Raw genomic sequence first — 11,357 nt, 5'->3', positions numbered from 1 at the left:
GACCGCCGCGCTGGTCGCCGCCGGGCTGCTCACGGGAGGCCTGGCGGCCTCCGGGCTCCTCTCCTCCGGCGGCCCGCCCTCCGGCGGCCCGCCTTCCCCTTCCCCGTCCTCGCCCGCCCCCGTCGCCCCGCCGACCATGGCGGCCGCCTCGACGGCGGAGACCCCCATCCCCGGCTCCGGGGTGACGCTGCACGAGAACCCCGCCGACGGGATCCGGGTCTCGGCCTACCAGGACAAGCGCGACGAGAACAAGGGCGCGCCCGTGTTCCTGCGGGACTCCCGCTCGGGTGGCTTCCGGCCCGCCGGGACGCTCCGGCTCTCGACGGCGGTGGCCCCGGGCTGGCGCCTGGTCGCGTCGCTCTCGGTCTCCCGCGTGTTCAGCACGCTCGACTACGACCGCGTCCAGATCACCGACCGCGCCTCCGGCGCCTCCTACGACGTCCGCACCGTGGACCGGCCGCTGTTCACCGGCGACCTCGCCTGGAACGACGACGGCACCCGGCTCCTGCTCAGCGTCTACGCCGATGCCTCCGACGACGCGCCGCGCGTCGGCTTCGTGGTGGTGGATCCGGCCGGCCGCACCGCGCGCGTCACCCGGATGCCCTCCTCCGAGCACTCCTACCTGTGGGGGCCCGAGCCCGGCACCGTGATGCGCCGGGGCCCCGGCGGGGCGGTCCACGTGTACGGGCTGGACGGCCGCCTGCTGCGGACCGTGCCCGGAGTGGGCGAGCTGTCCCCGGGGGGCGCCGTCACCACCCCCGAGGGGGTCCTCTTCCTGACCTCCTGCCCGGAGGCGCCTGGGGACACGTGCGTGTGGACCTACCCCGCGGGCACCCGGAAGGTCCGGATCCGCACCGGGGAGCGGACCGCGGTGCGCGGCTGGCTGGGCGCCGGGCACCTGCTGGCGGTCCGCCGGGGGGAGGAGACCTCCGAGGTCGTGATGCTCGACCTGTCGGGGAGGACCGTCCGGGTGCTCGCCGACGGGCCCGCCGGGGACATCGACGGGATCTCGCTCGCGTACACGCCCCGGTAGCGGTCCGGGCGCCGCCGTACCCGGCGTCTCGGCCGAGGCCCGTCCCGCCGCCCGCGCGGGCCCGGGGAGGTCAGGAGAACCGGTAGACCGTGCCGGAGGTGAACTCCTCACCGGGGCGCAGCACCGTGGAGGGGAACTCCGGCCGGTTCGGCGAGTCGGGGAAGTGCTGGGTCTCCAGGCACAGGCCCGCGTGCCTGCCGTACGCCGTCTCCACGCCGTCGAGCATGTTGCCGGAGTAGAACTGCACGCCCGGCTCGGTGGTGGTGACCCGCATGACGCGGCCGCTGACCGGCTCGCGGACCTCGATGTCGCCGCGCAGGACGTAGCAGTGGTCGTAGCCGCCGTCCAGCGCCGGGTCGTCGATCCGCTCGCCGATCGCGCGCGGCGCCGTGAAGTCGAACGGGGTGCCCGCCACGGGGGCGAGCTCGCCGGTCGGGATCTTGGTGGAGTCGACGGGCAGGTAGTGGTCGGCGTCGATCCGGACGACGTGCCCGAGGACGTCGCCGGAACCGGCGCCCGCGAGGTTGAAGTAGGAGTGGTTGGTCAGGTTGAGCACGGTCGGCGCGTCGGTGGTCGCGCGGTAGTCCAGCACCAGGGCGTCGTCGGTCAGCGTGTAGGTGACGCTCGCGGTCAGCGTGCCCGGGTAGCCCTCCTCGCCGTCCGGACTCGTGTACTCCAGCGTCACGGCCGACCGCGAGACGTCGGCGACCCGCCAGACCCGCGCCGAGAAGCCGCCCGGTCCGCCGTGCAGGCTGTTGGGCCCGTTGTTGACCGGCAGCTCGTAGGCCGCCCCGTCCAGGGTGAACCGCCCGCCCGCGATGCGGTTGCCGTACCGCCCGACGACCGCGCCGAAGTAGCGGCTGCGGGTCAGGTAGTCCTCCAGGGTGTCGCAGCCGAGCACCACGTCGGTCCCGGAGACCTCCAGGGACTGCACGACCGCGCCGTAGCTCAGCACCGCGGCGCGCATCCGCCCGCTGGACAGGACGTGCCGCTCGACGGGCTCCCCCGACGGCATGGTTCCGAAGTTCACGCGTGAGCCTTTCCTCAGGAGCCGGCCGCTCCGGCGCCGGTCCGGTGGACTCCCGGACGACCAGGCCGGTCGCCAGGGTGGCCAGGGTCGCGGTGCCGCCCTCCGCCACCGACTGGAGCAGCAGGTCCACGGCCATCCGCCCGGCGGCGGCCGTGGGCATGGCCACGGTGGTGAGCTTGGGACGGTTCAGCCGGCCGGCGACGATGTCGTCCACGCCGACGACGCTGACGTCGCCGGGGACCCGGACGCCCCGCTCGTGGAGCCCTTCGATCAGTCCCATGGCGACCAGGTCGTTGTAGGCGAGCACGCCGGTCGCGCCGGAGGCGGTCACCTCGGCGGCGGCGGCGAGACCGCCCTGCTCGGTGGGGGCGTTGGGGCCGAGGAAGACCAGGTCGACCCCGTCCACCGCGGCGGCGGCCTCCCGCATCCGCTTGCTCGTCCACGACCCGCTCGGCCCGGAGACGAGGGCGACCCGGCGGTGGCCGAGCCCGGCCAGGTGCTCGATCGCGAGCCGGGCGCCCTGGCCGATGTCCATGAGCACCGTCGGCATGCCCTTGACTTCGCGGTTGACCACGACGAACGGCACGTCGGCGTGGAGCCGCTCGATGGCCCGGTTCGACAACCGGGGGCTGCACAGCAGCACCCCGTCGACCTGCTTGGCGAGGGCCCTGATCAGCTCCTCCTCCACCTGCGGGTCCTCGTCGGTGTCGGCCACGAAGACGTGGTAGTCGCGGGTCCGGGCATGCGCCTGGGCCGCCTTGATCAGCGGCGGGAAGAACGGGTTGGAGATGTCGGCGACGATCAGCCCGAGGTTGTGCGTCCGGCCGGTGGTCAGCGCGCGGGCCGCCCGGTTCGGGCGGTAGCCGAGGTCCTCGGCGATCGCGAGCACGCGGTTGCGCGTCTCGGGGTTGACCAGATGGGGCGCGGAGAAGGTGCGGGAGACCGTGGAGACGTGCACCCCCGACGCCTGCGCCACGTCCCTGATCGTCGCTGCCACGCTGCTCCTCCGCCGGGGTCGCGCTCCGGTTCGCCGGGGCCGCGCACCGGACCCTGCAGCAGGGTAGTACAAACGGTTGCACCACTGTCAATGCCGCAAGTCAGGACTTCCGGGGAGGTGGGAACGGTTGCATCCTCGCGACCCCGAGGGCTTCGTCCCGCTCCAGGTGAGCGGAGGTTTATCAAATTGCGCTCTTGACGTTGCGTTCTGATATCCGCCATGTTTCACGCAACCGGTTGCAAATCCCCGGCACCGAGTGGAGAGGAGGCGGCCCGCTGATGGCAGTCGACGCGGCGGATCTCAGGATACGCCCCCGCCGGAGCCGCACGGCCGGACGTCCCGCCCGCCGGCCTCCCGCCGCTCCCCCGCCCGCCGATCGCACCGGCCGCCGTCACGTCGATGAGGCACATCTCGCCGAGAGTGCCTCGGGTTGAGAGGCACAGAGCAATGACCACACGTTCCAGGCGCCTGGCGGCCTTCGCCACCGCCCTCGCGCTCGGGACCGGCGCCGCCGCCTGCGGATCCGGGGATTCGGGCGTCGGCCCCGACGGCAAGATCGTGATCACCTTCTGGGACGACAACGGCGGTCCCGCCCGCACCCCGGTGTGGCAGCGCATCATCGCCGAGTTCCAGCGGGCCAACCCGACCATCGAGGTCAGGTACGTCGGCATCCCGATCTCCCAGGCGCAGCAGAAGTACGACGCCGCGATCGCCGGAGGCGAACTGCCCGACGTGGGCGGCGTGACCAGTGCGATGCTCTCCAACCTGGTGGCGCAGCAGGCGCTGGAGCCGGTCGACGACCGCATCTCGGACGGTGCGCTGAACGGCAGGCTGAACGAGCAGGTGGTCAACACGGTGAAGGCCACCGCGGCGGACGGCAAGATCTACATGGTGCCGATGTCCACGAACATGGGCGTGTTCTGGTATCGGAAGGACTGGTTCGCCGCGGCCGGCCTGGAGGTCCCGCAGGACTGGGACGGCTTCTACTCCGCGGCCGAGACGCTGACCCGCGCGGACAGGAACCGCTACGGCTACACCATCCGGGGCGGCGCGGGCTCGATCGCGCAGCTGCTGGAGGTGCTGTACGCCCAGTCCGGCATCACGGAGATCTTCGACGCCTCGGGCCGGGCCACCGTCGACGACCCGCGGAACGTGGCCGCGCTGGAGAGGTACGCCGCCCTCTACAATCGGGTCACCCCCGAGGCCGACTACAACAACGACTACGTGAAGATGGTCGCCCAGTTCGACGGCGGCGACATCGGGATGATGCAGCACAACCTGGGCTCCTACAACGACCACGTCAAGACGCTCGGCGAGAACCGGGTCGCGGCCATGGCCGTGCCGAGGTCCGGGAGCGGCGTGCGCACGATCCTGTCGAATCCGATCACCGGCCTCGGCCTGTTCACCGGCGGCGAGAAGCAGGACGCCGCCTTCACGTTCGCCGAGTTCGCCGCCTCCAAGGCGATGAACAGCCACTGGGCGGAGAAGACCGGCGTGCTGCCGGCCAACACCGAGGTCAACGACGAACCCTGGATCAAGAAGCTGCAGCACGTCGACATGGCGGTCAAGGTGCTCAACGACCCGGCGACCAAGGTCGTGCAGATGCCGTACCACCTGCCGGAGTTCAACACGATCACCAAGACCGACGCGGAGCCGCAGTTCCAGAAGGTCCTGCTCGGCGAGCTGACCGCCAAGGACTTCCTGAGTGAGATGGCGGCCAAGCTGACCGCGGCCCAGGCCGCCTACAAGCAGCGCGGCGACGACTGACCCGGCGCCGCCGGTCCGGGACTCCGGCAATGGACGGCGGTGCCCCTTCTGCACCCTTCACAGACGATCACCGTACCTTACGGTCACCGATCAATTACCATCTGGAGTCTCCCTGTATCCCACACCCCCGTAGGAGCCCCCGTGCCCGCACCGACGATCGAGCAGGAGGCCGCCGTCGCCGCCTTCCGCGACGGCGAGCACCTCACACTGCAGGCCGGCGCGGGAACGGGTAAGACGACCACGCTCACGATGCTCGCCGCCGCCACCCCGCGCCGCGGGCTGTACATCGCCTTCAACAAGGCCATCGCCGTGGCCGCCGCCCAGGTCTTCCCGCCGACCGTGGAGTGCCGGACCACGCACTCGCTCGCCTACCGGGCCGTGGGCCACCGCTACCGGGGCCGGATGGCGAACGCCATCCGGGTCCCGAGCTGGCAGGTGGGCGCCCACCTCGGCATCGCCCCGAACCTGACGGTGCTCATCGGCGAGCGCAGGGTCACCGGCAGGACCGCGTCCATGGCGACCCTGCAGACGGTCAGCCGGTTCTGCCACTCCGCGGCGCGCGAGATCACCGCCGGTCACGTCCCCCGGCTGCGCGGGCTGGAGGCCGACCCGCTCCACGCCGAGCTGGCGGAGCTCATCCTGCCCTACGCCCGCAGGGCCTGGGCGGACCTGCAGAACCCGTACGAGGGCGCGGTCCGCTTCGACCACGACCACTACCTCAAGATGTGGGCGCTGACCGAGCCCCGGATCGAGGCCGACTTCCTCCTGCTCGACGAGGCCCAGGACACCAACCCCGCGGTCGAGCGGCTCTTCACCGGCCAGCGGGACCACGCCCAGCTCGTCATGGTCGGCGACTCCGCCCAGGCGATCTACGGCTGGCGGGGCGCCCGCGACGTGATGTCCGGTTTCGACGGCACCCGGCTCGCCCTCTCCCGGTCCTTCCGGTTCGGCCCGGCGCTGGCGGAGGAGGCCAACCGGTGGCTGACCCTGGTCGACGCCCCCATCCGGCTGAGCGGGACCCCGGACGTCCCCACCGAGGTGGCCGCGGTGGAGCGGCCGGACGCGATCCTGTGCCGGACCAACATGGGCACGATGGCCGAGATCCTGGCCCTGCTGCGGGCGGGCGGGCGGGTCGGCCTGGTCGGCGGCGGGGAGAGCCTGGCCTCGCTGACCAGGGCCGCCCGCGACCTCAAGTCCGGCCGCCGCACCTGGCATCCCGAGCTGGCCCTCTTCGAGACCTGGGGTGACCTGCAGGACTACGCGCAGTTCGACCCGGCCGGCCGCGACCTGCGGACTTTCGTCGAGCTGGTCGACGAGCACGGCCCCGAGGTCCTGCTGGACGCGCTCTCCCGGCTGACCGACGAGCACGACGCCGAGGTCGTGGTCTCCACCGCGCACAAGGCCAAGGGCCGCGAGTGGGCGCGGGTGCGCGTCGGCGGGGACTTCCTCCGCGCCGAGCCCGAGGTCTCGGAGGGTGAGGACGGCGAGCGCCGCCAGGGCCGGGTCGACGACGCCGAGGCGCGCCTGGCCTATGTCGCGGTGACCCGGGCCCGCCACCGCCTGGACCTCGGCGGCCTGTCCTGGATCGACCGGTACGCCCCGACCCCGTGACCGGTACGGCCCCTGCCCCTGCCCCTGCCCCGGCCGGCCGACCCGGTGGGGCCCGGTCAGTCCTCCCAGCGGCGCAGGCTCGGCCAGGCCAGCAGGCTGACCAGCAGGCGCAACACGGCGCAGACCATCCAGGGGGCGACCAGCCCGAAGGCATCGGCGACCAGGCCGCCGCAGACCGCGCCGAGCGGGATGGCGCCGAAGGAGATCATGCGGCCCGCTCCGCCGACCCTGCCCAGCAGCTCGGCCGGGATCAGGCGCTGGCGCAGGGAGGAGGCCATGACGTTCCACAGCGCCACGGCCACTGAGAAGAGGGTGAAGAGCGCCACCACCGTGACGGCGTTCCTGCCGACCAGGGCGATGCCCAGCCAGCTCAGCGGGATCACCAGCTGGACGCCGAGCGCGATCGGCCGGCCGCCGAACCGGACGACGACGCGCCCGGCCACGAGGCTGCCGGCCACGCCGCCGACCGCCATGGCGGCCACCAGCAGGCCGTACCCTCCGGATCCGACGCCGAGCACATCGCGGGCGAACAGCACCAGCGTGGACAGCGCCATGGTCTCGCAGAAGTTCCCCGCCCCGGCGATCAGCGTGAGGGTCCTGGGCAGCCGGTTGCGGGCCAGCCAGCGCAGTCCCTCCCCGATCTCGGTGAGCATGCGCCCGCGCGGCCGGGAGCGCTCGACCGCGCCACCCGCGCGGATCCGGGTGATCATCGCGAGCGCCAGCAGGAACATCGCGGCGTCCAGCCAGAACGGCAGCGGCATCGCCAGGGCGAACAGCGCCGAGCCGAGGGGCGGGCCGCCGAACTCCCCCAGGATCGATTCGGTGGCGACCCTTCGCCCGTTGGCGGTCTCCAGCGCCGCCTTCGGCACCACGGAGACGATCAGCGCCTCACCGGCCCCGGTGACCAGCAGGCCGGCCGCGCCGACGCCGAAGGCCAGGACGAACAGCATCCAGATCCGGGCCGCGCCGAACGTCACCAGCAGCGCCAGCACGGCGATCAGGAGCACGTGCGCACCCTGGGCCGCCATCATCAGGCGCCGCCGGTCGAACCGGTCGACCCAGGCCCCCATCGGCAGGCTGAGCAGCAGCCACGGCAGGGTGGCCGCGGCGGTGACGCCGGAGATCAGCACGGGGTCGTCGGTGGTCGCGGCGGCGAGCAGCGGCATGGCGGCGACGAGCGCGCCGTCGCCGAGTGTGGACAGGGCTCCGGCGCCCCACAGGTGACGCCAGTCCCTGCCCAGGCCCCTCACCGGGGCCGGGGTGTCAGCAATGGTCATGCCGGACAGGGTGCGCCGCATCGGGCGGGCGGCGTTATCGTTTAGCCGGTTCTACAACGTCGGAGGTCCGGATGGCGGTCACGATCACGCTCTCCCGGACGGAGACGGCCCGCGTCCGGTTCGCCTCCTCGCCTCTCGCCGAGACCGTCTTCGCCGTCAAACTCCTGTTCCGTGGCGGCGTGAACGCGGTGCACCACCGCTGGGTCCGGCAGGCCGCCAAGGCGGTGGCCGGCGATCCCGACCTGCCGCTCCTGGCCGGCCTGACGTCCGGCTGCGTGCCGGCCTTCCTGCTGCCGCCGCCCTCCGGCCCGGAGCCCGGCTTCGCCGACGAGCTGGAGCTGGTGCGACGCACCCCGCACGACCACTTCCGCACCGAGCTCGACCGGGTCTTCGGCCCGGCCGGGCATCCGGAGCTGCGCGCCGATCCAGCCGCGGCCCTGGAGCGGCTGGCCGCCGCGCTGGAGCGCCACCACGACCGGCTGATCGCCCCGCACTGGGGGCGGATGCGGGCGATCCTGCTCGCCGACATCGAGCACCGGGCGCGCACGCTGGCCGCCCGCGGCGTGGAGGGCCTCTTCGCCGCCCTGCACGAGAACATCACCTGGCGGGAGGGGGACCTCGTGGTGAGCGGGCGGCGCACGCCCGGCTCCTTCACCGTCGACCTGGGCGGCCACGGGCTCGTGCTGTTCCCGACGATCTTCTGCTGGCCGTACATCTGCATCGACATGGAGCCCTTGGCCGCCGGGTCCCTGCGGTATCCGGCGCGCGGGCTCGGCACGCTCTGGGAGCCCGCGGGACCGGTGCCCGAAGGGCTGGCGGCGGTGCTGGGCCGGACGAAGGCGGCGCTGCTGGAGGCCCTCGGCGAGCCGTGCCCCACCGGGGAGCTGGCCCGGCGCCTGGGCATCACCGCCAGCGCGGTCTCCCAGCACGTGGGCGCGCTCCGGGAGGCGGGCCTGGTGACGACCCGCCGCGACGGCCGTACGGCCCTGCACCTGCGCACCGAGCGCGGGACCCGCCTCACCCAGGCCTGAGCACCGGGGCCGTTCCGGAGGCCCGGAGCCGGTACACGGCACCCCATCGGCGCGACGAGGTCAGCGCGCGACCGCCTGAGCCCGAACCCCCGGCAGGTCGTCGAAGGCCGCGGACGAATCCATCGTCACGATGAGCCGCGCGGTGGCCGCCGCGGTGGCGGCGATCATCAGGTCGTACGCTCCCCTGGTCTTACCCTGCCGCCGCACGTGCGCCATCAGGCGGGCATGGACCCTGGCGACATCCGTGGTGTACTCCTCCACCGGTATCAACGCCAGCACCTCGTCGACGAACGCCTGCCGGCCCGGGCGGCGGGCCGCGTCCGCCATCTCCACACCCATCAGCAGCTCCGCGACGGTGACAGCGGAGATCGCCACGTCATCGGAGTCCTGGATCACGTCGTCCACGGAGCCGCCTCCCCGCTCCGCGGCGATGAGCACTCCCGTGTCGAGGATCAAGCGTCTGGCCACGTGGCCCTCATCTCGTCACCGGATGACTCCCGGGCTGCGGCGACATCGGTTTCGAACCCGGCGTCGAGCGTCTCACGATGCCGCCTCAGCAGGGCTTTGACCATCCGTCCGGGCGCGGTGGGCGCCGGCCCGATCACCGCGATCCGCCGGCCTCCCCGGGTGACCACGATCGTCTCTCCTCTTTCGGCTTCGTCCAGGACGGCCGCGAAACTACGGGACGCCTCGGTGGCACTCATCACCTTCATGGAATCAGATTATCTGATTCCTACTTCCCGGACGGGAGAACGAGAGATCACCGGCACCTCCGGCGACCGACGCGAGCCGACCGGAGGAGTGCGCGCGATCCTCTCCGGCGGAGGAGAGCAGGCCCGCCTCTCCGATGTGCCACGGAGCGGACCGATCGGCGGCACCGGGGGCCGGTTCCCGGTGCCGCCGGCCGGGGATCAGAGGGTGAGCGTCCCGTCGACGCGGCGGGGGACGCCGAGCGGGTTGTCGTCGCGCAGCTCCGGCGGGAGCAGCTCGGCGGGCCAGTCCTGGTAGGAGGTGGGCACCAGCCAGCGGCGGATGGCCGCGGCACCGACCGAGGTGTGCGCGGGGGCGGTGCTGGAGGGCCACGGGCCGCCGTGGTGCATGGCCCAGCGCACGGCGACGCCGGTCGGCCAGCCGTTCCAGATCACCCGGCCCGCCTTGCGGGTCAGCACCTCGGCGATCTCCTCGGCCTCGGCCGGGTCGGTCGCGTGCACGGTCGCGGTGAGCGAGCCGTCCAGCCGCTCCAGTACGGCGGGCAGCTCGGCCGGGTCGCGGTAGGTCACCACGATCCCCGCCGGGCCGAAGCACTCCTCGGCCACCCGCGGCAGGGCGGCGGCGAACGCCTCGAGCCCGACGGTGAAGAGCTGGGGGGTCACCGCGTAGGCGCCCTCGCCGGCCCGGCCCTCGGCCAGCCGGTCGAGCTCCGACAGCCGCTCCAGCTCGTGCAGGAAGCCCTCCCGCATGCGCGCGGTCAGCATCGGCCCGCCGGTGGTGGCGGAGACCGCCTCGGCGAGGGAGACGAGCAGCCCGGCGTCCTCCGGCACGAACAGCAGGCCGGGGTTGGTGCAGAACTGGCCGACGCCGAGGGTGAGCGAGGCGGCGAACCCCTCGGCGAGGCCCTCGCGGCGGGCCGAGGGAAGCACGACCACCGGGTTGACGCTGCCCAGCTCGCCGTAGAAGGGGATGGGGTCGGGCCGCTCGTCGATCATGGCCTGGATCGCCTTGCCGCCGGGGATGGAGCCGGTGAAGCCGATCCCCACCACGTGGGGGTGACGGACCACGCACCCGCCGGCCTCGCGCCCCCGGACCAGGCCGAGCAGGGCCGGGTCGGGCAGGGCGCCCCGGATGACCTCGGCGGACAGCTCGGAGGTGCGGGGGTGGCCGTCGTGGGCCTTGACCACCACGGCGCACCCGGCGGCCAGCGCCGAGGCGGTGTCGCCGCCGATGACGGAGAAGGCGAAGGGGAAGTTGCTGGCCGCGTAGACGCCGACCACGCCGGGCAGCGGGCGGTTCATCCGGCGCAGGTCGGGGACGGGGGGCTCGGCGCTCGCGTGGTCGATGACCGCCTCGGCGTGGCCGCCGTCGCGCAGCACCTTGGCGAAGAGGCGGAACTGCCCGGCGGCGCGGGCCACCTCGCCGCGGAGCCGGGTCTCCCCCAGCGCGGTCTCGGCGTCGGCGACCCGCCACAGCTCCTCGACGTTCTTCTCCAGCGCCTCGGCCACGGCCTCCAGCACCTGGGCGCGGGTCTCGCCGGAGCCGCCGGACAGCTCGCGGGCGCGTTCGGTGGCGGGCGTCTCCCGCCAGACCCGGCCGGCGGCGTGGGCCGCGCGGACGATGGCGTCCGCCTCCGCCGCGGAGTTCGCGGGGAAGGGCTCGCCGACGGTCTCGCCGGTCCGGGGGTCATATGAGTGGATCATCGAAAAGCCTTTCGTCACCGGGTCGGCCGCGGCGCTCGGGCACCGGCCACCTCCTAAGGTAAGCGCTTTCCGAACGGAGCGCCACCCGGGCGTGCCCGGCCCCGCGCGGAGGGGGGCGGCACCGGCGGATCTCCGGCGCTCCGGCGCGGCCCGGGGTCCCGCCGGCCCGGTTCACCCGGTCACGGCCGCCGCGCCGG

Annotated in this window: 8 protein-coding genes and 2 pseudogenes; 4 read left to right on the top strand and 6 right to left on the bottom strand. The window is 73.5% G+C overall.

Annotated features, from left to right (window positions below):
- Nucleotides 1–1,033: pseudogene (locus ACWJ6R_RS19710) on the top strand (hypothetical protein); the annotation flags it as partial.
- Between the two features lie 70 nt (nt 1,034–1,103).
- Here the strand turns inward: ACWJ6R_RS19710 and ACWJ6R_RS19705 are convergent.
- Nucleotides 1,104–2,063, bottom strand: a complete 960-nt coding sequence (locus tag ACWJ6R_RS19705; RefSeq protein ID WP_449063635.1) for an aldose epimerase family protein — start codon at nt 2,061–2,063, stop codon at nt 1,104–1,106.
- A 34-nt stretch (nt 2,064–2,097) separates the two neighbouring features.
- A pseudogene (locus ACWJ6R_RS19700) lies at nt 2,098–3,060 on the bottom strand (LacI family DNA-binding transcriptional regulator); the annotation flags it as partial.
- A gap of 447 nt (nt 3,061–3,507) precedes the next feature.
- On the opposite strand from ACWJ6R_RS19700, the gene ACWJ6R_RS19695 reads away from it, so the two are divergent.
- Nucleotides 3,508–4,827, top strand: a complete 1,320-nt coding sequence (locus tag ACWJ6R_RS19695) for an ABC transporter substrate-binding protein (RefSeq protein ID WP_449063634.1) — start codon at nt 3,508–3,510, stop codon at nt 4,825–4,827.
- Between the two features lie 141 nt (nt 4,828–4,968).
- Nucleotides 4,969–6,438 carry a UvrD-helicase domain-containing protein gene (locus ACWJ6R_RS19690; RefSeq protein ID WP_449063633.1) on the top strand — a complete coding sequence of 490 codons (1,470 nt, stop codon included), beginning with the start codon at nt 4,969–4,971 and terminating at the stop codon, nt 6,436–6,438.
- A gap of 56 nt (nt 6,439–6,494) precedes the next feature.
- On the opposite strand, the gene ACWJ6R_RS19685 is transcribed toward ACWJ6R_RS19690, so the two are convergent.
- Nucleotides 6,495–7,715: an MFS transporter gene (locus ACWJ6R_RS19685; protein ID WP_449063632.1), complete on the bottom strand. Its 1,221-nt coding sequence runs from the start codon at nt 7,713–7,715 to the stop codon at nt 6,495–6,497.
- Between the two features lie 71 nt (nt 7,716–7,786).
- On the opposite strand from ACWJ6R_RS19685, the gene ACWJ6R_RS19680 reads away from it, so the two are divergent.
- Nucleotides 7,787–8,746, top strand: coding sequence for a DUF5937 family protein (locus ACWJ6R_RS19680; RefSeq protein WP_449063631.1), 960 nt, complete (start codon nt 7,787–7,789; stop codon nt 8,744–8,746).
- Between the two features lie 60 nt (nt 8,747–8,806).
- Here ACWJ6R_RS19680 and ACWJ6R_RS19675 read toward each other — a convergent pair whose 3' ends face one another.
- The 3 genes from ACWJ6R_RS19675 to ACWJ6R_RS19665 all read right to left on the bottom strand — a co-directional run bounded on the left by ACWJ6R_RS19675 (nt 8,807) and on the right by ACWJ6R_RS19665 (nt 11,160).
- Nucleotides 8,807–9,214, bottom strand: a complete 408-nt coding sequence (locus ACWJ6R_RS19675; protein ID WP_449063630.1) for a PIN domain-containing protein — start codon at nt 9,212–9,214, stop codon at nt 8,807–8,809.
- The gene (locus tag ACWJ6R_RS19670) at nt 9,199–9,450 is read right to left on the bottom strand and encodes a type II toxin-antitoxin system Phd/YefM family antitoxin (protein WP_449063629.1); all 252 of its coding nucleotides are present in this window, start codon (nt 9,448–9,450) and stop codon (nt 9,199–9,201) included. Before ACWJ6R_RS19670 ends, ACWJ6R_RS19675 begins: the two co-directional genes overlap by 16 nt.
- Before the next feature lie 207 nt (nt 9,451–9,657).
- Nucleotides 9,658–11,160, bottom strand: a complete 1,503-nt coding sequence (locus ACWJ6R_RS19665; protein ID WP_449063628.1) for an aldehyde dehydrogenase (NADP(+)) — start codon at nt 11,158–11,160, stop codon at nt 9,658–9,660.
- Nucleotides 11,161–11,357 lie beyond the last annotated feature (197 nt).

This window comes from Planomonospora algeriensis (genome assembly GCF_977012225.1).
The sequence above is the reverse complement of the archived record's forward strand: the minus strand, read 5'-3'. Positions and strand labels throughout refer to the sequence as shown.

Excerpts from the sequence above, each read along its gene's own strand:
- ACWJ6R_RS19670 (WP_449063629.1), bottom strand. The coding sequence starts at position 9,450 with ATGAGTGCCACCGAGGCGTCCCGTAGTTTCGCGGCCGTCCTGGACGAA.
- ACWJ6R_RS19680 (WP_449063631.1), top strand. The coding sequence starts at position 7,787 with ATGGCGGTCACGATCACGCTCTCCCGGACGGAGACGGCCCGCGTCCGG.
- ACWJ6R_RS19665 (WP_449063628.1), bottom strand. The coding sequence starts at position 11,160 with ATGATCCACTCATATGACCCCCGGACCGGCGAGACCGTCGGCGAGCCC.
- ACWJ6R_RS19685 (WP_449063632.1), bottom strand. The coding sequence starts at position 7,715 with ATGACCATTGCTGACACCCCGGCCCCGGTGAGGGGCCTGGGCAGGGAC.
- ACWJ6R_RS19695 (WP_449063634.1), top strand. The coding sequence starts at position 3,508 with ATGACCACACGTTCCAGGCGCCTGGCGGCCTTCGCCACCGCCCTCGCG.